18 protein-coding genes are annotated in these 23,084 nt (G+C 41.0%); 7 read left to right on the forward strand and 11 right to left on the reverse strand.

The window, feature by feature from the left end:
* Positions 1-220 precede the first annotated feature (220 nt).
* The gene (locus DC498_RS10250) at positions 221-3,385 is read left to right on the forward strand and encodes a PVC-type heme-binding CxxCH protein (RefSeq protein WP_116874049.1); all 3,165 of its coding nucleotides are present in this window, start codon (positions 221-223) and stop codon (positions 3,383-3,385) included.
* A 132-nt stretch (positions 3,386-3,517) separates the two neighbouring features.
* A complete protein-coding gene (locus tag DC498_RS10255) occupies positions 3,518-4,141 on the forward strand; it encodes a DUF4240 domain-containing protein (RefSeq protein ID WP_116874050.1) in 624 nt (207 codons plus the stop codon).
* Positions 4,142-4,358: 217 nt separating this feature from the next.
* On the opposite strand, the gene DC498_RS10260 is transcribed toward DC498_RS10255, so the two are convergent.
* Entirely contained in the window at positions 4,359-4,637 is a 279-nt protein-coding gene (locus DC498_RS10260) for a hypothetical protein (protein WP_116874051.1), read from the reverse strand.
* Positions 4,638-4,837: 200 nt separating this feature from the next.
* Between DC498_RS10260 and DC498_RS10265 the strand changes: the two genes are divergently transcribed.
* Entirely contained in the window at positions 4,838-6,094 is a 1,257-nt protein-coding gene (locus DC498_RS10265; RefSeq protein WP_116874052.1) for an aminotransferase class I/II-fold pyridoxal phosphate-dependent enzyme, read from the forward strand.
* 103 nt (positions 6,095-6,197) lie between these two features.
* Here DC498_RS10265 and DC498_RS10270 read toward each other — a convergent pair whose 3' ends face one another.
* The gene (locus tag DC498_RS10270) at positions 6,198-6,530 is read right to left on the reverse strand and encodes a YegP family protein (protein WP_116874053.1); all 333 of its coding nucleotides are present in this window, start codon (positions 6,528-6,530) and stop codon (positions 6,198-6,200) included.
* 153 nt (positions 6,531-6,683) lie between these two features.
* Positions 6,684-8,000, reverse strand: coding sequence for an acetylxylan esterase (locus DC498_RS10275; RefSeq protein ID WP_116874054.1), 1,317 nt, complete (start codon positions 7,998-8,000; stop codon positions 6,684-6,686).
* Positions 8,001-8,206: 206 nt separating this feature from the next.
* On the opposite strand from DC498_RS10275, the gene DC498_RS10280 reads away from it, so the two are divergent.
* Positions 8,207-8,716 (forward strand): class I SAM-dependent methyltransferase, encoded by a 510-nt coding sequence (locus tag DC498_RS10280; RefSeq protein ID WP_116874055.1) that lies wholly within the window; start codon positions 8,207-8,209, stop codon positions 8,714-8,716.
* A gap of 229 nt (positions 8,717-8,945) precedes the next feature.
* On the opposite strand, the gene DC498_RS10285 is transcribed toward DC498_RS10280, so the two are convergent.
* The 3 genes from DC498_RS10285 to DC498_RS10295 form a co-directional block, all read right to left on the reverse strand.
* A complete protein-coding gene (locus DC498_RS10285) occupies positions 8,946-9,416 on the reverse strand; it encodes a pyridoxamine 5'-phosphate oxidase family protein (RefSeq protein ID WP_116874056.1) in 471 nt (156 codons plus the stop codon).
* Positions 9,417-9,484: 68 nt separating this feature from the next.
* Complete coding sequence (locus DC498_RS10290; RefSeq protein ID WP_116874057.1) at positions 9,485-10,768, reverse strand: acetyl-CoA hydrolase/transferase family protein; 1,284 nt, start codon at positions 10,766-10,768, stop codon at positions 9,485-9,487.
* 19 nt (positions 10,769-10,787) lie between these two features.
* Positions 10,788-11,537 (reverse strand): SDR family NAD(P)-dependent oxidoreductase, encoded by a 750-nt coding sequence (locus DC498_RS10295; RefSeq protein ID WP_116874058.1) that lies wholly within the window; start codon positions 11,535-11,537, stop codon positions 10,788-10,790.
* 306 nt (positions 11,538-11,843) lie between these two features.
* On the opposite strand from DC498_RS10295, the gene DC498_RS10300 reads away from it, so the two are divergent.
* The gene (locus DC498_RS10300; RefSeq protein ID WP_133176821.1) at positions 11,844-12,692 is read left to right on the forward strand and encodes a DUF5829 family protein; all 849 of its coding nucleotides are present in this window, start codon (positions 11,844-11,846) and stop codon (positions 12,690-12,692) included.
* Between the two features lie 427 nt (positions 12,693-13,119).
* On the opposite strand, the gene DC498_RS10305 is transcribed toward DC498_RS10300, so the two are convergent.
* Together DC498_RS10305 and DC498_RS10310 are read right to left on the reverse strand one after the other, a co-directional pair.
* Positions 13,120-13,599 carry a hypothetical protein gene (locus tag DC498_RS10305; protein ID WP_133176822.1) on the reverse strand — a complete coding sequence of 160 codons (480 nt, stop codon included), beginning with the start codon at positions 13,597-13,599 and terminating at the stop codon, positions 13,120-13,122.
* Between the two features lie 37 nt (positions 13,600-13,636).
* Complete coding sequence (locus DC498_RS10310; protein ID WP_116874100.1) at positions 13,637-14,293, reverse strand: YdcF family protein; 657 nt, start codon at positions 14,291-14,293, stop codon at positions 13,637-13,639.
* A gap of 112 nt (positions 14,294-14,405) precedes the next feature.
* On the opposite strand from DC498_RS10310, the gene DC498_RS10315 reads away from it, so the two are divergent.
* Positions 14,406-15,869, forward strand: coding sequence for an amidohydrolase (locus DC498_RS10315; protein WP_116874061.1), 1,464 nt, complete (start codon positions 14,406-14,408; stop codon positions 15,867-15,869).
* A gap of 47 nt (positions 15,870-15,916) precedes the next feature.
* Complete coding sequence (locus tag DC498_RS10320; protein WP_116874062.1) at positions 15,917-16,891, forward strand: NAD-dependent epimerase/dehydratase family protein; 975 nt, start codon at positions 15,917-15,919, stop codon at positions 16,889-16,891.
* 74 nt (positions 16,892-16,965) lie between these two features.
* On the opposite strand, the gene DC498_RS10325 is transcribed toward DC498_RS10320, so the two are convergent.
* The 3 genes from DC498_RS10325 to DC498_RS10335 are packed head-to-tail and all read right to left on the reverse strand — an operon-like array spanning position 16,966 to position 23,006.
* Positions 16,966-18,801, reverse strand: a complete 1,836-nt coding sequence (locus DC498_RS10325) for a RagB/SusD family nutrient uptake outer membrane protein (protein WP_116874063.1) — start codon at positions 18,799-18,801, stop codon at positions 16,966-16,968.
* 8 nt (positions 18,802-18,809) lie between these two features.
* Complete coding sequence (locus tag DC498_RS10330) at positions 18,810-22,235, reverse strand: SusC/RagA family TonB-linked outer membrane protein (protein ID WP_116874064.1); 3,426 nt, start codon at positions 22,233-22,235, stop codon at positions 18,810-18,812.
* A 21-nt stretch (positions 22,236-22,256) separates the two neighbouring features.
* Complete coding sequence (locus DC498_RS10335; RefSeq protein WP_116874065.1) at positions 22,257-23,006, reverse strand: DeoR/GlpR family DNA-binding transcription regulator; 750 nt, start codon at positions 23,004-23,006, stop codon at positions 22,257-22,259.
* Positions 23,007-23,084 lie beyond the last annotated feature (78 nt).

A 23,084-nucleotide genomic window follows, 5' to 3' on the forward strand; every position in this document is an offset into this window, starting at 1 on the left:
ACAGGATAGTTGAATCTTGTTTATTAAATCAAAAAGAGAATGCAGATGCCTTTTGTAATTAGCAGGAACTTTCAAAACACAGTATCCGGATTGAGTAAATAATAATTACTTCTTTCTCTTTAATAAATATCCCATGAAAAAAAACAGACAACTGTTTAAAAAGAAAACAATACTTAATTAGTTTAAACATATATTTATAGCCTACAAAAGGATTGCACACATGAATATCTCAGACACTAAAAATTCAATACAGTGTTTTGTTTTGATTTTATCCATAACCGCATTGTTTTCGTCATGCGTTTCAAAAGATACTCTAAAAATCAAAAAAGGAGCGCATATAGCTTTGGTTGGCAACAATCTTGGCTCGCGGATGATCAATTACGATTATTTCGAAACGGAAATGCAGCTACGCTACCCGGATAGCATGTTGTATATCCGCAATTTTTGTGATGGAGGTAATACACCAGGTTTCAGACCACATGCAGCCAGGAATGATCCATGGGCTTTTCCCGGCGCAGAAAAGTTTCAGACAGAGCTGGCAAAAAATTCAGCAAGCGAAGGTTTTTTTGACTCACCAGACCAATGGCTTACACGCCACAAACCGGATATCATTATTGCATTTTTTGGATACAATGAATCCTTTCAGGGAAAAGAGGGTTTGGATAATTACAAAGCTGAATTAGATGCTTTTATTAAACACACATTAAGTCAGCATTACAAAGAAGATTCTTCCGGGACCCAGTTAGTAATTGTTTCACCCATTGCTTTTGAAAATCTTACGGCTACATATGATCTTCCTGACGGGAAAAAAGAAAATGAAAATCTTAAAATGTATGCTGAAGGAATGAATCAGGTGGCTGAGGCAAACGGCGTGTTGTTCATTGATGTTTTTACCCCAACAAAAAAATGGTTTGATGATGCAAAAGCGTATTTAACAATAGATGGCTCCCAGTTGAATGAAGAAGGATATAAAAAATTCGGTGTGCTGCTGGCTGATGAAATTTTTGGTAAAACCAAGCCTGTAGCTGAAGCAAACAAGAAATTAGTATATGATGCTGTGATGGAAAAAAACTGGATGTGGCACAATGACTATAAAATTCCCAATGGCGTTCATGTTTATGGTCGTCGTTACAATCCTTTTGGCCCTGATAATTATCCTGCTGAAATTGAAAAAATACGGCAGATGACTGCCATCCGTGATACCGCGATATGGAAAGCATTGAAAGGTGAAAAAATGGATGTAGCTGCTGCAGATAAAAACACAAGGGTATTACCGCCGGTAACTACCAATTATAATCCTGAACAAAATGGAAGCCTTACTTATTTATCCGGAGAAGAAGCAGTAAAAAAATTAAAAGTCCCACCAGGTTATAAGATTGAGCTGTTCGCATCAGAAGAAAAATTTCCTGAACTGGCCAAACCCATGCAAATGTCGTTTGATAATAAAGGCAGGCTTTGGGTAGCAACCATGCCAAGTTACCCTCATTATAAACCAGGAGACGCCAGGCCTAACGACAAAATTGTTATACTGGAAGATACTGACAACGATGGGAAAGCTGATACATTAAAGGTTTTTGCAGATCATCTTCATTTGCCTGTGGGCTTTGAAATTGCTCCCGAAGGTGTATATGTATCGCAGGGAACAAATTTTAAACTGCTGAAAGATACAAACGGAGATGATAAAGCCGATGAAATTGAAATATTGCTGAGTGGATTTGACGATCATGATACACATCACAATATACATGCTTTTACCACAGATCCATCAGGTGCAATATATATGGGAGAAGGTGTATTCCTTCACACCAATGTAGAAACTTCGTATGGGCCTGTGCGTGGAACCAACGGAGGCTTTTACCGGTATGCGCCGCAGTTGCATAAACTGGAACGCACCGCTCAACTTTCTATTCCTAACCCATGGGGTATTGCGTTTGATGAATGGGGGCAGCCATTTTTTGCCGAAACATCAGGGCCTGATGTACGCTGGATGTTGCCGGGTACGGTATTGCCGAGATATGGAGAAGCTACACACAAATCATTTAACCTGATAGAGGAAGCGCACAGGGTTCGTCCTACATCCGGGTTAGAATTTGTATCAAGCCGTCATTTCCCGGAGGAAGTGCAGGGCGATTTGCTTATAAACAATACTATAGGATTTTTAGGCACAAAAGAACATGTAATTGAAGATAGCGGCACAGGCTATAAAAGTCATCATCGCGTAGACCTGGTCGTTAGTGAAGACAGGAATTTCCGCCCGGTTGATATGGAATTTGCGCCTGATGGCTCACTATATGTAATTGACTGGCATAATATATTGATCGGGCACATGCAGCACAATGCAAGAGACCCATTGCGTGATCATATGCACGGAAGAGTATACCGCATTACCTATCCTTCCAGACCATTGGTTACACCTGCAAGAGTTGCAGGAGCAAGTGTTGAAGAACTGCTGGATAACCTCAGGTTGCCTGAATACCGTACGCGGTACAGAACACGAAGAGAGTTAAGAGGCAGAGATGCGGATGAGGTTTTACCCAAATTGACCAAATGGGTAAATGCGCTTGATAAAAATGATCCACGCTATGAACATCATATGCTTGAAGCGCTCTGGGTTAGCTGGGGGGCGAATAAAGTAGATCAAACTTTATTGCGCCAACTGCTGAAAGCAAAAGACTACCGGGTAAGATCTGCCGCGGTTATGGTTATACGTTATACCGGTCACCAGGTAAAAGACCAGGCAGATTTATTAATGCAGGCCGTACAGGACGAAAACAGCAGGGTAAGATTAATGGCTATTGTTGCTGCATCGTGGATAGGTAAAGATAAAGGGTTACCGGTTTTAGCCGAAGCAGCCAAAAAACCATTGGATGAATGGATGATACATGCTTATGACGCTGCCGTGGCTCATTTAAAGGGTCAATTAGTAGAAGAAAAGAAGCAGGAAGATGTTATATCATCTTTAAAAGGAAATGATCTTGAAATGTTTAAAAAAGGAAAAGAAATTTATGCAAGGGAAGGATTCTGTGCTACCTGTCACCAACCAGATGGAAAGGGTTTGCAGGCCTCAGGTTTTCCTCCTTTAAGAAATTCAAAATGGGTAACAGGCAGTGAAGAACGCTTAATAAAAATTGCTTTAAAAGGTATGCTTGGTCCAATAGAAGTTAATGGCACCAAATATCCGGGACAGGTACCGATGACACCTTTTGAAGGATTATTGAATGATGAAGAAGTGGCTGCCGTATTAACCTATGTACGCAATTCGTTTGGAAACCAGGCAACACCAATACAGGCAGACCAGGTGAAGAAAGTACGGGCTGAAACGCAAAACAAGAAAGACTTTTATTCGCCTGAAAAACTGTTGCAGGAACATCCATTGGAGAAATAAAAACGGGGTTGCGCATGCAAAACCTTTTTATACAATTATAAAATACCAGAAGAAAACATACATGAAGAAGAGATTCATGCTATTATTATAAAGCTACGCTTATTATTCAGTTGTATATAACCATGACCTCAAATGCAAGTACTCTGTTTAATTCTTACAGTTTTAATTCTTGCGGTGCTCATCAGACTTTTATTCCGAAAGGTATTAGACCTGCCGGCCTATTCTGGTAAGCTATTGACAGACAACGCTGGTGTTGACAATCTCATGGAAGAGGATAAATTCTGGAAAATAATAAAAATCACAAGGGACAACAGTAAAAGGCATTATCAAATACAATGTCAGTTATTGACGGAATACTTAAGTAATTTGAGCGGACAGGAAATTATTCAGTTTGACAGAGCTTTTAGCGTCCTCATGGCAAGGTCATACAGTTTTAGACTATGGGAGCCAGCATATTCACTAAATGGGGGCTGTTCAGACGATGCCTTTGAATATTTTCGTTCGTGGCTAATAGCCCAGGGAAAAAACAAATTTTATTGGACTATAAAATACCCCCGGCTATTATTTTTTGTAGGTGTGAAAGAGTTAATTGAGCATTACGAAGGAATTGCATATTGTGCTTATGAAGCCTATCAACAAAAGACGGGACTGTACATACCTCAACGACAAGACATTCAATATGCAGACGGCGGAAAAATGTTTAAAGAGGATGAAGCCTTTCTACGTTATCCGGAGCTTGCCTTGCTAGCATGGTGATGAATGGCAACATACAACATTGGCTGTTTAATAATGTTGAGTGAATTTATATAAGCATAAATGAACCTCCGGTGTGGTAATTGAAGCTTTATGAGAAACTTCATCCTCTTGGTATCCATAAAGAATAGTACCATCACCTTAATGGCTTTTTTTGCTAAAAGCAAAATCCCTGGGCTTAGGTAGCTATAGCTCTAAGTACAAATAGTCTATTATTACATCAGGAATGGGTGCTTACATGCCAGCTTTCACTGATTTCTTTTTTTAGTTTATTCACTACATCATCCAGACCTTCATACCAGTCGAGGTGCAGACTTATTTGCGAACAGCCGCCGATAACACGATCAACACATTGTGTATACTCCCAAACCCTGCCGCAGCCGGGGCAGCGTGCGCCGGTTGAAAAAGTATCCCAAACCGTGCCGCAGGTGCATTGCCAATGTGCACAGCCGTCTGGTCTCCAGCTGCATTTCGGGCAGCGTATATGTATGTTTTCCATTACAATAACCGGGTAATTATGTTACAATGTAGCACAAAATCCGTATGATCTGCTTTTGGAGTACCTTAACAAATAAAGCCTTTAATTTGCGCTGTCTTATCACCCTCTGTTAGTTTTTTGTTCTGCTGCTGTATAGAAAATGGTTAACTTTGCGCGCCATCTGGCATATTATTATTTTCTAATAACATACTTATAATTATATGGCCGATATTTTTGAAAGATTGGTGAAAAACTATGGCCCGCTTGGTCAGCACCGTGAAAGAGCACATGGATATTTTGCATTCCCTAAATTGGAAGGAGAGATTGGCAGTCACATGAAATTTCGTGGTAAGGATGTGATTGTATGGAGCTTGAATAACTACCTCGGTTTAGCTAATCACCCTGAAGTACGCAAAACAGATGCTGATGCAGCCTCTCAATTTGGATTAGCCCTGCCTATGGGTGCACGTATGATGAGCGGCAACAGCAATTATCATGAGCAACTGGAAAGTGAGCTTGCAGCATTTGAACATAAGGAAGATGCCATTCTGCTGAACTATGGTTACCAGGGTATGGTGAGCATTATAGATGTTTTGTGCAGCAGGCATGATGTGGTTATATACGATGCGGAAAGTCATGCATGTATTATTGATGGTGTTCGTTTGCATGCAGGTCAGCGTTTTGTTTTTAAACATAATGATATTGCTGATTTTGAAAAACAATTGCAAAGGGCTAAAGCACTTATTGAAAAACAAAATACAGGCGGTATACTGGTAATTACAGAAGGTGTTTTTGGTATGGCCGGCGACCAGGGTAAGCTGAAAGAAATAGTTGCACTGAAAAATAAATATCAGTTTCGTTTACTGGTTGATGATGCTCACGGTTTTGGCACACTCGGGAAAACCGGTGCAGGTGCAGGCGAAGAGCAGGGTGTGCAGGATCGGATTGATCTGTATTTTTCCACTTTCGCAAAATCAATGGCTTCTATTGGCGCGTTTGTTGCCGGCGATAAAACCATTATTGATTATATACGCTATAATATCCGCAGCCAGATATTCGCTAAAAGTTTACCGATGCCATTGGTATTGGGCAACCTTAAGCGGCTTGAATTATTACGCAATCATCCTGAATATAAAGAACAGCTCTGGAAAAATGCACTGGCACTGCAGGAGGGTCTGAAGAAAAAAGGATTTGATATTGGCAAAACAGACACTGTTGTTACGCCGGTATATATGAAAGGCGGCGTGGAAGAAGCTACAGCAATGGTAATGGATCTGCGCGAAAACTATGGTATTTTCTGTTCTATTGTTGTATATCCTGTAATTCCCAAAGGGCATATTATTTACAGGCTCATTCCAACCGCATCGCATACACAGGAAGATATTGAAAGAACCCTCACTGCGTTTGATGAAACAAAAAAGAAATTAGATGCGGGTGCATACAAGGTTACGGAAATACCGGCAATGGCGGATGCATGATTTGAACAGATTGATAATATATCACCATGTATACAAAAAACCTTCCGGAGCGGAAGGTTTTTTGTTATAGCGTTATCTGCAATCTGTGTATTGATTCATGCAACTATACAGCCTGGTCATCCACGGTTGCATCAGCAGCATTTGACTTTACGGAAGCTATGCCTGTACTCCTGCTGCTTTCTGACTCGTACATCTGGCTTGTGCCGATAACCTGTCCGTTAGAAGCTTTAAGATTAAAAAAATATTTCCCGTTGGAAGCAGATTTTAACTCATACTTACTGTCATCCCGGGCATTTTTTTTAATGGATTCAATACCGTTTTCACAACCGGCTTTCGAAGTATATCCTTCGCTTGTTAAAATAACCTGCCCGTTTCCGGCTTTAAGGTTAAACTGAAATTCCCCATTACTTCTTTTAGTGATTTCAAATTTTCCCATGTTTGTGTTTTTTTAGTGTTTATAAGCAATTAAAGTTTTCTTTCATAATGCTGTCGGCAATGCCAGACCTGTGGATGCGTTGAAAAAGGTACAAATTATGGCGGCTTCCGGTTACAAGTTACGGGTTGGGAACCATAAACTAAAAACCATAAACTAAAAACTTCCCTTCAATTTTCCTGTCACCCAGTTCGTCAGCTTTTCTCCCTGCTCAGGAAAAGTCCAGTGCCCGGTTTCCGGAACCACGTATAACTCTTTGGGTGCAGTAATTACATTATATGCCGAGTACATGGATGTGGGCGGGCAGGTTTCATCATTAAACCCCAGGGTATAGATGCCCGGTACTTTCAGCAGGCGTGCAAAATTCACTACATCATAATAAGAGGCAGTATTGATTTTTTCCTTGGTATTATTAAAAGCAAGATTATTCTTATCAAATAAATGCGGCCACCCCCCTGCCCTTCCTTTAAGGTAGCCTGTAACATCGCTTAATGCAGGATAATAAGAAGCGAGGCATTTTACTCTTGCATCAAGCGCCGCTGTAATAATTGACAAAGCACCTCCCTGGCTTCCTCCCATCACAGCAAGGTTCACACCATCATATTGCGGAAGGCTTACCAGAAAATCGTTTGCTCTTACACAGCCCAGGTATACCCTTTTGTAATAATAGCGGTCTTTATCATCAAGATTGATATTCCAGTATCCTGCAAGCGCTCCGGCAGCAAGATTATTGTACACTGATGCGTCAAGATTTACCGGTATGCCATGAATGCCGATCTGGAAAGTAATAAACCCTTTTTCGGCATTTGCTATATCACCATTATAAGGGCGTATACCCGCCCCCGGCACCTGCAATATTGCGGGATATTTACCTTCTTTTTTAGGTACACATAAAATACCATATAATCTTGCCCCACGGTAATTCTGCAGATTTACATGATATACATTTACGTTTTCTGTGCAACGTTCAGGCATTAACGTCATTCTTGCGTCAACAGCCATTTTAGCAAGCTCTGCTTTTGCCTGCTCCCAATAACTGCTGAAATCTGCAGGATTAGCAATGGTGGGCGCTATCTGTGCAGGATTAAATGCTGCCGTTGCCAGGCCCCTATATGACTTACCATTCACAAATACTGTTGCTATACAGCGCAGAAATCCGGGGACCTTCATTGTTCCTCCATCAACAGTAAGTGTACCTGCAGATACAGTAAGTGAATCTGTTTTTTCCGGGTTCATTTTCTCCGGACCAACTTCATATTTTACGATGGCATTTTTTAGTATGTTACCATTTTGCAAAACAGTAATGGTGAATTTTACTTTTTCGCCGGGTTTATATACCCAGTCAGTATGATCCGGGGCTACAATAACTTTTATTAGCTGCCCGGCAGGCTGGGCACCAGCTATAAGAATAGCGACAAATGAAAAGCAAATCAGGAATAAACGACGGAGATTTGCAGAAAAAGTGACAAGCATATTCAAAAATTTTTACTGAATATAAGGCAAATTTTCAGTCCATACCTGGCAGTTTTTCTGATAAGATGCATAAAAAGGAAGGAATATACCAATTATAAATACATACGGGAAAAATCAACTGTAATACAAATCATCCGGCAGCTTTGGCTTATTTATATTTCATCACTTATTTTGCGCCAGCACCAGCTATTCACCTATATTGCCTGATGGAAATTGCTCAAGCTATAGCACTTATAAAGAATGGGATAGATTCAACCATTGCTCAAACCTGGGCCGATTTTGGCTGCGGAGCAGGAACATTTACCTATGCGCTGGCAGGATGCCTGCCAGCCGGTAGTATTATTTATGCCATAGATGCTGTTCAGCAAAATTTAGCAGTATACCGGAACAATATTAAAATCAATTTTGAAAAAGCAAATTTTGAGAAGGATGTGCTGCAACTACCCTTACTGGATGGCATATTAATGGCGAACGCGCTACATTATGTAAAAGAGCAAAATATTTTCCTGGAAAAAGCAGCACAGTATTTTTCAGGTAATAAAAAACTGTTGATTGTGGAATACGATACCAACGCTTCCAATCAATGGGTTCCTTTTCCCATAAATTTCAGCAGCCTTAAAACCTTATTAATGGAAACAGGTTACAGAAAAGTAGAGAAATTAGGCCAATTTAATTCCGCGTTTGGAGGAAAGATGTATGCTGTAGTAGCATATTAATATTTTTTCTCTCATCTGTTTCCTGAGTCAGGCAGGTTAAAAGCCAGAGATACATGTTAACAGAAACCATATTTAGTTCGTAAAAACAATATATATTTTGAAAACCATTAAGAAGTTAAGGGTCATTAAGACTTTTTACTTAATTTTCTTAATGTCTTAATGGTTAATTATAAAAACTAATAGTGTTCCCGGATAATAGTTATTGTAATACAGCAGGAAACAAAATTACTTAACCGCTTATCTTAGCTGAATTGCTATAGCTTTCGTACCTGCCATTTTTTTCTGTAATCACAATACGAAAAACTATCCCATCTATAGTTTCGTTATCAGCATAAAAAGGCCAATGTTTACCAATATGAGTGGTTTCACTCGATCTCATTGGCAAATTCCGGTGCAATAAGATTTGTATGGCAGCAACGCGGTCTGCAGGATCAGTAATTTCCTCATACCTGCCCCAGGCAATCACACTTTGCCAGTTTGCCATATCCCCATAATCGTCTACCTCAAAACAAACTTCGGGATTTGCACGCATAGCATCAATTTTCATTCCTTCGTATGTATGTGCGTATATACTGTTGCCTTCATACGCATAACTGATCGGCACAACATATATTTTGTTGTTGATGGAGCAACCGATCCGACCGACTATTTGCCTTTCCAGCAATTCGTCAATCTGTATTTCTGTTAACTTACCTACCATAATACACAAAATTATTCGCTGTTACCATGAGTATAAATGATCTGCATCAATACAAATTATGAATATTATCAGCCTGAAGTATGGAATCTTGCATGCATTGCTTTTTCCAGTGATTCACGATGTTCAGGATGCGCAATGCTGATAAGCGCTTTAGCCCTTTGCCGCAGATTTTTCCCAAATAGATTTACAATACCATATTCCGTAACTACCCAGTGTATATGCCCACGGGTGGTAACCACACCGGCGCCTTCTTTTAAAAAAGGAACAATACGCGATATGCCTTTTGAAGTAACAGATGGCATTGCGATAATAGGTTTCCCTTCATCAGATAATGAGGCGCCATGCATAAAATCCATTTGTCCGCCAATACCGGAGTATTGATAGGTCCCGATTGAATCAGCACAAACCTGCCCGGTCAGATCAATTTCTATCGCGCTGTTTATAGCTGTGGCTTTAGGGTTTTGCCTGATACTGCGGGTGTCATTTACATAGCCGATATCCAACACCAGTAATGATGGGTTATTATCTGCAAAATTGTACAGCTTTTTTGTACCGAGCAAAAAACTGGTAACGGATAGCCCGGTATTGATTTTCTTTTTACTGTTATTAATAATACCTTTCTCCAGCAGCGGCATAACGCCATCTGAAAACATTTCGGTATGGAGCCCCAGATTTTTATGTCCATGCAGGTTTTTCAATACCTGGTCGGGAATAGTGCCGATACCCATTTGCAGGGTGGCGCCGTCTTCAATAAGCGAGGCAACATTACGGCCAATCTGCTCACTTATGGGCGAGGACCCGGAAGCATAATTAACCTCCGGCAACAGTGTATCACAAAATACCAGTGTGTCAATTTCATTTACATGTACAATGCCATCTCCCAAAGTACGCGGCATATTCGGATTAACCTGTGCTATTACATGCTTGGCTGTTTCAACTGCCGCTGCTGCAATATCCACTGAGGTTCCGAGCGAACAATACCCATGTTTATCAGGAGGAGAAACCTGTATGAGCGCTACATCAACAGGCAATATATTTTTCCTGAACAACTGTGGTATCTGGCTTAGAAAAATAGGTACATAATCACCGGCTTCGCTGTTGGCAACAGCGCGGGTATTGGCTGAAACAAATAAGGAATTAAAGAAAAAGCTTTTCCTGTAATCAGGATGGTTAAAATCGAGCGGGCCGATATTGGTAATGCTTACCAGCTCTACTTCCCTTAATTCCGAATGCCTTTTTTGCATAGCCTGCACCAATGGCACCGGCGTTGCGGCACTACCATGTATAAAAACGCGGTCTCCCGATTTTATAATTTTTACTGCATCTTCCGCGCTTACATAACTATAATTCATGCTCTGTATTTTCTATAATTTACTTAGAAAGATATCCGCCATCAACAGCATAATAGCTTCCATTAACAAAGGATGCTTTATCAGAGCTCAGCCATGCTACCAGTTCAGCAACTTCGTTTGCTTCTCCTAAACGACCGATGGGATGTAAAGAAACAAGCATTTGCTTTGCAGCCGCATCCATATTATCCAGTAATGGCGTATTAATAAATGCGGGTCCAACAGCATTGGTACGTATTCCCTTTGCCGCGTATTCTATTGCCGCATTTTGCGTTAAACCTACTACGCCATGCTTTGCAGCAACATAGCCTGACGCAGTAGCAAAACCAACCTGGCCTAAAATAGAAGCCATATTCACTATTGCTCCTTTTCCTTGTTTCAGCATTTGCTGCAACTCATATTTCATACAATAAAATACACTGTTGAGATTAACAGCAATAACCTTGTTCCATCCTTCAATACTCATATCTGCAATAAAGTTTGCTTCACCGCCAATGCCGGCATTGTTACATGCAATATCCAGGCTACCGTATTGCTTTACCGTGCCTGCTATCAGAGCTTCACAGGCAGCAGCATCGCTTACATCAGCTTTAATAAATACAGCTTCGCCCCCGGCAGATTTAATTTGCGAAACTACTTCCTGCCCATGCGCTTCGTTCACATCACTCACTACTACTTTTGCACCAAGTTCGGCATATAGTTCAGCAACAGCTTTTCCAATACCTGAACCTGCGCCTGTAACCAATGCGGTTTTGTTTTTTATATCTTTCATAACAATTATTTTAAAGATTGCAAGCTAAAGATGTTTGTGGTAGCACCGGCATAATAATATCATCTGCACGGATGATATTCATCAGGCATATAAAGGTACTATTGCATATAAACATTCACAATAGTATTTGGGTGTATTTAAAATTATCGCTGCATATTTTATTTAGTTGCCTTACCCCTGCCTGCCGGCAGTCTTTTTATTCCCTATCCGCGCAGCAGCGAGGGAAATCGGTGCGACAATTTTAAATGCGCTTATAGTATTTTTATAAAAAATTCAGGTATGCTATATTTCAAAAAACTTGTTTTAATGTTTGCTTGTTTTACCTGGAATATTTTACAGGCGCAACAAACAAATATCCCTGCTACTTCTTTCAGTCATATATATTTTGTAATTGACAGTGCAACTTATAATGCCTTATCTCAAAACAAGTTTTGTACAGATACATTATTCTATTATTCAAAAGGAGCAGTAAACACCGACCAGGGAAGTTGGGACGGGCAGTATTTTGAAGGAGAAGCAGATTACTGGGAGGTTTTTCAACCGGATGCGGTATCAAAAATGTCTGTGGGTGATATTGGACTGGGATTTATGCTACATCAGCCTTATGAAGCAAAAATATTTCAACAGCAATGGCAAAATTTAAGCAGTGACAGTATACAGTCCGATGCATTTACCAGCAATGCAGGCAAGGACACGATTATGGTTGAAACAATGAATTACAGGGACTCAATGCTGACCGGCGGACCATCAAGCTTTTTTACTTTATACTATCATCCGGGTATTTTAAGAAAAATGAAATTTACGGAAGAAAATATACAGGCTGGGATTGATCAAAAGCTGATCAATCAACGGTCACATGCTAATGATAGGAAGCCAATACTTTTTAAAAAAGTTGAAAAAGTATTTATCACCCTCACACCTCATGAATACCGCAGGCATAAAATTGCCTTACTGGCAATGGGCTATACGGAAACGGGCAACCGGCATTTTAAAAAAGATATTGAAATAGATATTCAATTGGAGGAAAAGCCAACTCACCGGCTGAATAAAATCGTTTTTAGTTTAACAAGAGAAACAGGGAACAGAACGATTACGATATCTCCTGGTTTACTCCTTTCCATTACAGGAGAGGATGGAGCATTGATTATACGGTAAGCGATCTGATACAGCTTCCCCGGTATTGAGATCGCTTTTCCTGCATGTACGGGTTCGAAATACGAAAAGGAGGTTGAATAATAATACACTTTGATTCAGTGCTAACAGCAAATACAAACGAGCTTGCGTCGTTTCTACCGCCTTCATGGAGATTAAATTAAAAGTATTTCACGGCGGGAGAGAACTTTCCTCACCGAAGGTAAATCCGTTGGGCAGTAGCGCAAAAGTTGCGATAGTACCAAAGCGAGGCGGATATCTCTCCCGCCAAAAGATGTCGTAGCTCAATACAACATACAGGCGGGATCGATATGACGATACTCTTAGCCTCACTGCGAGCCCGTACATGCCGGAGAACAATCTCATACAACTTCGGAAATGGAAATTGCTTCAGATTTTTCTAAAAGTAAAGCACCTGATTATACGTTAATCATTGCTTATTTATCCATGAAACATATTTTTTAAAAGAAACATACTTCTTTCCTTTCTTCATTAATATTAAAAGATAATATTTGCCATCTTCGTAATCATCATCATTCATTGCACCAATATAATCCCCTCTCTTAACATGATTTCCGATTATAAGAGGGCAAAACTTAAATGAGCCATAAGAAATGATTCTTCTGCCAGAACGTACAAGACAAAAAATATCTTCATCAAATTTTAAAACATTAATTACAGTGCCGGCAATAATCGAAAAGACTGAATCACTTTCTAGGTGGTTGTATATATATAATCCATTACTTTCAGAGTAATAATGTTGCAAGGGCGAAGGCACAATAATAAAGCCAGATTTAATAGGGATGTTTTGAGATAATGAAATAGAATCTTTAACCTGTCCCACTGCCCCAATTAGAAATAGCAGGTTGAACACAACGATAAAGTATAACTCTGTCATTATTTTTTTCATATAAAAAATCACACTTTGCACATCCCTGTCTTGTACTTTAACGCGCCAGATGTTTATCAAACCCTGCTGCAATCAGTTTTTCATAAGCCTGCCATACATCATCGGGTATATCCATCGGTATCTGAAAGCCTTTTGCCGGATAAATTTTAATACGCTGCAAATCGCCTACCATAATATTTATTACTTTTTCTACCGGTATATCTTCTGTTGGGTAGGCTTCAAAAGAGTATTGAGGAGAAGTAACCAGTAAATCTTTATCAGGCCAATGCCGCTTGAAGGTAGCATAGCTTCGTCTTTCCATGTAGGGTTTTTGCACTACTATAAAAGTCTGGGGGTCCAGCCCGTTTTCTTTTAAAATTTTTTGTGAAAAGATGATATTCTCGCCTGTATTGGTTGATTTGTTTTCAATAAGAATATCTTTTGCAGGAACGCCTTTTTGTACAGCTATCGCAGCAAACTGGTCTGCCTCGGGTACCGTCCATATATCGCTGGTAAGATTTCCAAGTCCTCCTGAAAAAACAATCCGTGGTGCAAACCCCTGCAGGTATAATTCCGCAGCCCTGTCAGCCACTCTTATATCATGGCTACCCAATGCAAGTATGCAATCTGATTTTTTCAGTTCGTGGTTCATGTGGTGATAATCCCAAAGCGTTTTTGCAGATGCTATAATTCCGGGTGACAATATATTATTCATTTTGAAAGCTTTGTCTTTATCATCAAAAATACAAGTCATTTTAATATTCCGCTTTAACAAAAAAGAGTAACATATATTTATCCCGTATATTGGGTAATCATAAATACAATACATGAGCGCAATACACAGATCCATTTCAGTTTTATGTATACTGTTTATAGCTTTTACAGTATCTGCACAAAAGAAGAAGCCAACTGATCCTGCAGCTAAACTAAAAGACGAAGCGGTACAGGACATACAAAGCAAAGCCGCTGAATATAAGAAAAACGCTATGGAGATATGGGGCTTTGCTGAAGTGGGGTATAAAGAAGTGAAAAGTTCGGCGCTGCATCAGCAAACATTAAAAGATAATGGATTTACGGTTGAAGCAGGGGTAGCAGGTATACCAACAGCATTCGTAGCAACTTATGGCAGCGGCAAACCGGTTATTGGTATCCTTGCGGAATTTGATGCTTTACCCGGTATGTCGCAGGAAGCTGTTCCTGAAAAAAAAGCTGTTGATGGTAAAAACGCCGGACATGCATGCGGGCATCATTTATTCGGCACCGCCGCTGTAGCAGCAGGCATTGCTATTAAAAAATTAATAGCTGAAAAAAAGATAACAGGTACGGTTAAAGTATTTGGCTGCCCGGCTGAAGAAGGAGGAAGCGGCAAAGTATATATGGTACGCGCAGGATTGTTTAATGATGCAGACGCCATTATTCACTGGCACCCCGGCGATGACAATGAAGTGACCATGACGAGCGCCCTGGCAAACAAATCTGCCAAGTTTCGTTTTAAAGGTATAGCAGCGCATGCGTCAGGGGCGCCGGAAAAAGGGCGCTCATCATTAGATGCTGTAGAAGCGATGGATATGATGGCAAATATGATGCGTGAGCACATGCCGCAGGAAGCGAGACTGCATTATGTGATTACAAATGGTGGGAAGGCCCCTAATATTGTTCCGGATTTTGCTGAAGTGTATTACTATGTTCGTCATCCCAAAAAAGAAGAAGTAAAAGCCATTTTTGAAAGAGTGGTAAAAGCTGCGCAGGGCGCTGCACTTGGTACCGAAACAACGATGGAATATGAAATTATCGGCGGCACACATGATATGCTGCTGAACAAAACTTTAGGCGAAGTGATGCAGAAAAATCTTGATAAGGCAGGCGGCGTTGACTATACTTCTGAAGAAATTGAATTCGCTAAAAAAATACAATCCACTTTTACATTTAAAGCGCCGGCAATTGAAAATGCGGCTAAGGTAAAGCCATTTAAATCAGTGCCGGATGCCGGCGGCGGCTCCACAGATGTGGGAGATGTAAGCTATGCTGTACCAACTGTGGGGATGAGTGCCGCTACCTGGGTGCCCGGCACACCCGCACACAGCTGGCAGGCAGTTGCCGCCGGCGGTACTGATATTGGTGCTAAAGGAATGATAGTGGCTGCAAAAACAATAGCAATGACGGCAATTGATTTATATACCAATTCCGCCATCATCACAAAAGCCACTGAAGAATTTAAATCTGCCAAAGGCGATTATAAATACGAAGCGTTGTTGGGTGACAGAAGTCCTGCATTGAATTACAGGGACTAAGAAAACTGTTAAGGTAAATTCAATAACGAATAGCAGAAAATTTAATCATGAAAATAGTTGTTATTGGGGGAACGGGGCATATAGGCACATACCTTATTCCACGTTTGGTAAAAGCCGGGCATGAAATAATATGTGTAAGCCGCCGGCAACGTAACCCTTATCATACCCAACCCGAATGGAAAGCTGTTCAGCAGGTTACTATTGACCGGGCAGCGGCTGAAGCAAAAGGAACTTTCGGTACTGAAATCAGGATGCTGGAAGCGGAAGCGGTAATAGATCTGATTTGTTTTACTCCTGAAAGTGCTGCCGGGCTTGCAGAAGCTTTAACAGGTTGCGTGCAGCATTTTATACATTGCGGCACAATGTGGGTGCACGGTTACAGCGAACAGGTGCCAACCGTTGAAACACAAAAAAGAAAGCCATTTGGAGAATACGGCATTAATAAAGCAAAAATTGAAGCATACCTGCTGTCGCTTTATGCAAAAAACAGGTTCCCGGTTACCATATTGCATCCCGGGCATATTACCGGGCCCGGCTGGCTTCCTATAAATCCTGCCGGTCATCTTGACCCTGATGTGTTTATTAAACTTGCGAAGGGCGAAGGAGTTATCTTACCTGATATAGGGATGGAAACGCTCCATCACGTGCATGCGGATGATGTGGCACAGGCTTTTGAAAAAGCGATTACATATCGCCAGTCCGCTATTGGAGAAAGTTTTCACGTTGTATCGGAACAAGCCATTACTTTGAGAGGATATGCTACAGCAATGGCCGAATGGTTTGGGAAAAATGCAAACCTGGGCTTTTTGCCCTGGGAAGAATGGAAAAAAACAGTTGCCGGCAAAGATGCTGAACTAACGTGGGATCATATTGCACACAGCCCTGTTGGAAGTATAGAAAAAGCAAAACGCCTGTTGCATTATGCACCCCTTTACAGCTCGCTGCAGGCAGTGCAGGAAGCGGTACAATATTATTTCAGGCAGGAAAACATACCGCTCGTAGCTGCTGATCATTACAATTAAATGCATAAAAAAAGCACGGACATTTTTCAGTCCGTACTTTTTTAAATGATAGTTGCAGAGAGTAAGAAATGAGTTTACCAACCCTGGGTTTGCGTAAGTGTATATCCCTTTTCTTCATACTGAATGATCTGGGACTGACCCACAGGTGCCAGGTAAACATTATCTGTAAATGCATTCCTGTTTTGCGCATTATCAACCATCCAGAAACCAACCAGTGAAGCAGCGTTAGTTCCATCATAGGTAATAATGGTTCCGTCTTCAAGCTTAACTTTTGTTCTGCCCTGGTAAGTGCTTGTAAGGTAAGCAGGGGCTTCTGCCTGCACATTTACCCAAGGACCGAGAAAGTAATCAGGATTGCTGCTGAAATCCATATAATTCAGTTTCTTCCATCTCTTCAAATCCAAAAGCCGGGTATGCTCAAATACAAATTCCATTCTTCTTTCCCTGCGTATTTCCCATATTAAAGATGGAATATCCGTATCCCTGTCAGGATCATCAGGCAATGCACCCAGCACTAAAGGCGCGGTTTGCTGCACGCCCTTGGCGATAGCGGCTGCGTCAAGCGGGCGAAGACGGATAGCGTTAATAGATTTATCAATATCATCCTGTGTAACAGGGCTGCCGCCCAGGTATTCTGCCAATACCGCTTTTGCTTCTATCCAGTTTAATACCACTTCTGCAAGACGCATTACCGGCGCATCACTTGTGTTGGTATTGCTGCCCCATGCCGCAGGATATGTTTTGCCTATATAAGTTATCGCATCTCTTGACGCGAACTTATAACCATACAAAAGTGTTGCTGATGATGTAAGCGCTTTATCAACAAACGAAGCTTCAAAACGCGGATCTCTTGTTTTTACCAGATCTGCTATTTTAAAACTTTCCGCATCGGCCACACCTGAATTTTGCCATACTTTTCCATCATTTGCAAGAAATGATTTGATCAGCACAAGGTTGGCATCTACCCCAACTACTTCTGTACCGTTTTGATAAGAGCCGATACAATGTGTTACGGTCAATGCCGCATCATACACCCTGTACAGCAATACTTCAGGATGCCCTGCAAGACTTTCTGAAGAAAATAAAGACTTGAAATCTTTACTGAAATTATACTTGTTGCTGCTCATTACAATTTCCGCTGCTTCTACCGCAAACTCCAGGTATTTTTTTGCTCTTGCAGCATCTAAGCTGTGGTAGTGTTGGTAAGTACCTTCAAACAACATGAACCTTGATACAAAAGCTGCTGCTATGAATTTATTCAGCGTGAGTGTTCCGTCATTTTCCCGTATGTTTTGCAAAGCATATTTAAAATCATCGTATACCTTATCCATTACCACGCCCCTGTCATCCCTGTCTTTGTATAATGTTGGCAGATCATCATCTGTTACCACTTTATCAAAATAAGGCACATTACCGAAAACGCTAACCAGGCGGCTGTATTCAAACCCACGGAAAAAGCGTGCAACACCTGTCCAGTGCTTATAGGCATCTTCAGTAATATTTGACTTAGCCACATTATCCAGGCGATCTAATAAAATATTCGATTTTCTTACCCACGCAAAATCCCATGTAGGACCGGCATATGTTTGCAGCCATTCTGCAGACTCAGATACAGAGCCCCTTGACGTAGGTATATTGCTTTCAAAATTTGCCTGTACGTTTTTTCCTGTGAGGTCATCTGAAAATGTGTAGCCTCTTACAGGAGTATAATCTGTAGTGAAAGAAGTATTATACCCACTGAAATAATAAGGATAATAGCTGTTGGCATACATGCGGATATCATCTTCATTCCGCCAGTATTGCCCGTCAACATAGCTTGTTAAAGGAGGACGGTCGAGTACATTTTTATTGCAGCTTGCTAATAAAATAACTGCCGTCAGACTATATATTAATTTTACGTTCTTCATCATGCTCAAGTTTAAAAGTTCAATTGAAGGCCTGCAGAAAAGCTTTTGAAAGCCGGCACGCCTGTACCTGTACGACCTGAATTATAATTGGATGTATTCCACATAGAATAACCACTTATATTTTCCGGATCAATAGGCAGGCCATTTAATTTATCCCAGGTAATGAAATTCTCCAGTGCCACATACACTCTTAAAGTTGTTACATGCACTTTGTTGAGCAATGGCTGTGGCAGAGAATAACCAACTGTTAAGTTTTTCAAACGCATATAAGCCATATTCAACAGGTACCTGTCCTGCACCTGCATATTATTGGCACTGTTGCTTCCTGCATTGTTATATGCTGCGGGATAAAAAGCATTGGGGGTTTCCGTTGTCCAGTAATTGCCTGCAATAGCTTCCGGCATAGCACCATCAGCGGAATTAAAACCTGGGATACTTAAAAAGCCCTGTCCCCAGATTTTGCGGCTGGCAACACCCTGGAAGAATACACTGATATCAAAACCTTTGTAATCGGCACCTAACCTGAACCCATATTCATATCTCGGGTTGGAGTTACCTATTACTTCAAGATCGCCATGATCTTCAAGCGTGCCTTTACCATTGTTCAGTTCTCCATCTCCATTTATATCTTTAAACTTCACATCGCCGGGGCCAAACCTGAAGTTGGCAGAGTTTTGTAAAAATGCCTGGTAAACCGGTTTCTTTCCATCTGCGCCAGCATTCAACTGGTACACCTGCTTACCTGCATATAAGCTCGTTTCTGCATTGGTTAATGTAATTAAAACAGGTTTACCATCTGTTCCCATCACAAAATCATCAGCCTGGTATAACCTGTCTGTACGATATCCCCAAATTTCACCAATCACCTTACCATTGTAGTTACCGGTAACCTGGGTTCCTGAGCCGTATGCAGTTAGAATTGTTTTTGAATCAGAAAGATTACCACTGATATTTATACCAATACCATTTTCAAACCTGTGATTAAAAGACAAAGCAAGATCCCATCCTTTGGTTTTTAAAGATCCGTAGTTGCTCTGTGGAGCGCCGGCGCCAAAGGTTAAGGGAATACCTTCTGCCGGTACGATCATATTATTGGTATTTCTCTGGAAGATGTCAAAGTTCACATTCAGCCTGCCGTTAAGAAACCCGGCATCCACACCAAAATTGGTAGTTACTATATCCTGCCATTTGATGCTTGCTGCAACTGCCGCCGGAGAACCCACATAATTCACTCTTGCCCCGTTTCCACCTATCCAGGTAGATAATCCGCTGGGCATAATCTCTATATAAAGATTATTGGGCACGCTCTGGTCGCCAATAGAACCCCATGAGCCCCTGAATTTAAGAAAGTTTAATACAGGCTTGCTCCATTGCATAAATGCCTCTTCGCTGGCTATCCAACCTGCAGAAAAAGAAGGGAACCAACGCCATTTTAAAGCTGTTGGAAATTTTGAAGAACCATCATAACGCAGGTTACCTTCAAGCAAATATCTTTCTTTGTATGCATAGTTTATGCGTCCAAAATAACCTAACTGAGATTCCCAGAATTTATCACCTGCAACAGTTTGCGTTCCTGTTCCGAAATTAAATTGTGGATTGGTTATATCAGAAAGATTCGTGATCTGCGATGACTGCCATTCTGTAGTAGCAGTAACACGGTTTATACCTGCAATAAATTTAAACTTATGATCGCTGCCTAAATCAAGGTTATAGGTAGTATATGCATTGATGGTATTACTGAAAAAATTGGTAGCGGTTCTGGCGAAGTGGTCAGGGTTCGCGCCATACGAAGTATACATATCATAAGACAGGTCGTAAGCCGGTATCGCACCAGGATCTGTTGACGATACTACCTGCCCGGCATCATTTACGTATACCTGGTTACCATCGGCATCACTTCTTAACTTTGGTGCTACCCATGAGTTTCTTGCGGTATACCTTGTACCTGGCCGTTTCCACATTTCTTCCTGGTTGGTATAGGTATAATCAAAATCAACCTTCCAGTTGCTTTGTATGTTTACAGTAGCCCCTAAACTGATATTTGCATAATTCTGTAAGATGTTGGCAGTATTGGCGGCAGCCATTTCACTTACCGGGCTGCGGATGGGATCGCCGTTTTCATCATTGCCAAACGGGTATAAAGGTCCCCAGCGGTAAAGATATAACCAGGGATCTGCGGTAGTTGAATTCGTAACATAGGGATATTCTTTATTTCTTCTTGAGTATAATGCGCCACCACGGATGGTAAGGTATTTATTGATATCGCTTGATATCTTTAATGAAGCATTATACCTGGAAAACTCGTCTTTCTTAGCAGGCTTTGTCATACCACTCTGATCCAGCAATCCCAGCCCAAGATTATAAGAAGTTTTTCCGGTGGTTAAACCCACTGAAAGACTATGCTGCTGGGTAGGCGCCCATTCATTGATCATATAATCATAAGGATCGTAAGTTCTTACACCCATTTTCTGGTTGGAGCCCTGCACAAACCAGTCTCTGCCAAAAACGGTGGGGTCATTTTTTCCAATGGTGCTGCCGTATTTTTCATCCCAGGCTACAGCCTTTTCATAGCTTGCCCTGTCTACATAATAAAAAGCGCCTGTAGGTGTAAAAGTGCCCACACGCTCCGCGGCGTCAACTGTATATTTCAGCCCGTTCACACGCGCCATTGCCAGGTCTTTCCACACATTTTGCCAGGAGAAATTATTGGTATAGTTTATTTGAGGCTTATCGCCTGAAGCGCCTTTTTTTGTTGTAATTAATATTACACCAAAAGATGCTTTTGAACCATAGATTGAAGCTGCAGCCGCATCTTTCAGAATGGTTATACTTGCTATATCATTTGGATTTACCAGTTGTATGCTGGGTATTTCCACATTATCGAGCAGTATAAGCGGAGAAGCGCCGCCCTGGAATGATCCCAGTTGCCCACGGATTTTAATAATAGGATCAGAACCAACCTCACCGCTGGGCACAGTAATACTTAACCCTGCCGCCCCGCCCTGCATAGCCCGGCCTACATCTGCTATTGGCCTGTTCTGCACAGATTTCTGAACATCAATGGTTGTTACAGCGCCTGTAAGATTCCCTCTTTTCTGAGTACCATATCCTACAACCACAACCTCTCTTAATGCACCTTCTCCTTTTTGCAGTATGATAGCGCCTACATCATCTCTCCCGATCTTAAAAGTGGAGGTTTGGTAGCCTACATAAGAAACTTCGAGCGTTTCTCCGGCAGATGCAGCAATACTGAACACACCTTCTGTGTTTGTAAGCGTACTGCGTGTAGTACCTTTAATACTTACTGTTACTCCTGCAAGAGGAGTATTGTCATCACCATACACCGTGCCGGTAATGGTTTTAGCCTGTGCATACATTACTGCCGGCAGCGAAGCCAACAATAATAATATGAAGCCAGATCGCAGAAATCTTCTCATAGCGTTTGTTTTTGTTATTGATTAAATTAATGTAATGCCATTTTTTTTGTACGGATCAAAGCGTGGGTTTCCCGGATCTAATTCCGTAATGAGATAATCAATACTTTTTAAAGGGCAGATGCTTATAGGTTGAAACGTGTCAATTTTTTCTGATATGGCGAGTGCAACAACTTTTTGCGAAGATTCTGTCATTACTTTTTTCAATTGTGCCACATCCCAGTCATCGTCGCTAATCCCGTGTTTAACATCAATTGCATTAATACCGAGAAAACAGATATCAACCTTGAGTGATTTAATTTTTGCAATAGCGTCTGCGCCGATGGTAATTTTAGAATTTTTGGAAACCTTATCGCCAATAGCTATTACATCTATATTCGGATGGTTACTATATTCCAGTACAGCAGGTATGCTGCCGGAAATAAATGTTGCCTTTAAAGTATGAGGTAAACTTCTTGCAAGCTCTATAATGGTAGTACCGCCACTGGTAAGCACCACCATATTATTCTTAATAAGGCTGATGGCTTTACGGGCGATAAGCTGCTTTTCGTTTTTTCCATACACATGATTGCTGCTAAGGTTAAACTCAGAAAAAGACAATGATAGCGCACCACCATGTACTTTAATGGCTTTGCCGGTTTCTGCAAGTTCCTGCAAATCCCTGCGGATGGTATCTTCTGAAACTTTGATAGTTTCGCTAAGCCAGGAAGAAGAAACCCGGTTATGGATATTTAATTGATGGAGGATATAAGCCTGCCTTTCAGATTTAAGCATGTCGTTAGTTGGTTGCGGATAGAAAATTAGTACAATTCCTGCAAAAAACCGCAAAAATCCGCAAAAAAGATATTAACA

This window comes from Terrimonas sp. (genome assembly GCF_003075435.1).
Classification (GTDB): Bacteria; Bacteroidota; Bacteroidia; order Chitinophagales; family Chitinophagaceae; genus Agriterribacter.

What these genes read in the sequence shown, in the direction of transcription:
- DC498_RS10305 (WP_133176822.1), bottom strand. Translation starts at nt 13,599, where the DNA reads ATGAAAAAAATAATGACAGAGTTATACTTTATCGTTGTGTTCAACCTG.
- DC498_RS10285 (WP_116874056.1), bottom strand. Translation starts at nt 9,416, where the DNA reads ATGGTAGGTAAGTTAACAGAAATACAGATTGACGAATTGCTGGAAAGG.
- DC498_RS10300 (WP_133176821.1), top strand. Translation starts at nt 11,844, where the DNA reads ATGTTTGCTTGTTTTACCTGGAATATTTTACAGGCGCAACAAACAAAT.
- DC498_RS10275 (WP_116874054.1), bottom strand. Translation starts at nt 8,000, where the DNA reads ATGCTTGTCACTTTTTCTGCAAATCTCCGTCGTTTATTCCTGATTTGC.
- DC498_RS10330 (WP_116874064.1), bottom strand. Translation starts at nt 22,235, where the DNA reads ATGAGAAGATTTCTGCGATCTGGCTTCATATTATTATTGTTGGCTTCG.
- DC498_RS10315 (WP_116874061.1), top strand. Translation starts at nt 14,406, where the DNA reads ATGAGCGCAATACACAGATCCATTTCAGTTTTATGTATACTGTTTATA.
- DC498_RS10280 (WP_116874055.1), top strand. Translation starts at nt 8,207, where the DNA reads ATGGAAATTGCTCAAGCTATAGCACTTATAAAGAATGGGATAGATTCA.
- DC498_RS10250 (WP_116874049.1), top strand. Translation starts at nt 221, where the DNA reads ATGAATATCTCAGACACTAAAAATTCAATACAGTGTTTTGTTTTGATT.
- DC498_RS10265 (WP_116874052.1), top strand. Translation starts at nt 4,838, where the DNA reads ATGGCCGATATTTTTGAAAGATTGGTGAAAAACTATGGCCCGCTTGGT.
- DC498_RS10255 (WP_116874050.1), top strand. Translation starts at nt 3,518, where the DNA reads ATGCAAGTACTCTGTTTAATTCTTACAGTTTTAATTCTTGCGGTGCTC.
- DC498_RS10290 (WP_116874057.1), bottom strand. Translation starts at nt 10,768, where the DNA reads ATGAATTATAGTTATGTAAGCGCGGAAGATGCAGTAAAAATTATAAAA.
- DC498_RS10270 (WP_116874053.1), bottom strand. Translation starts at nt 6,530, where the DNA reads ATGGGAAAATTTGAAATCACTAAAAGAAGTAATGGGGAATTTCAGTTT.
- DC498_RS10295 (WP_116874058.1), bottom strand. Translation starts at nt 11,537, where the DNA reads ATGAAAGATATAAAAAACAAAACCGCATTGGTTACAGGCGCAGGTTCA.
- DC498_RS10335 (WP_116874065.1), bottom strand. Translation starts at nt 23,006, where the DNA reads ATGCTTAAATCTGAAAGGCAGGCTTATATCCTCCATCAATTAAATATC.
- DC498_RS10260 (WP_116874051.1), bottom strand. Translation starts at nt 4,637, where the DNA reads ATGGAAAACATACATATACGCTGCCCGAAATGCAGCTGGAGACCAGAC.
- DC498_RS10325 (WP_116874063.1), bottom strand. Translation starts at nt 18,801, where the DNA reads ATGATGAAGAACGTAAAATTAATATATAGTCTGACGGCAGTTATTTTA.
- DC498_RS10310 (WP_116874100.1), bottom strand. Translation starts at nt 14,293, where the DNA reads ATGAATAATATATTGTCACCCGGAATTATAGCATCTGCAAAAACGCTT.
- DC498_RS10320 (WP_116874062.1), top strand. Translation starts at nt 15,917, where the DNA reads ATGAAAATAGTTGTTATTGGGGGAACGGGGCATATAGGCACATACCTT.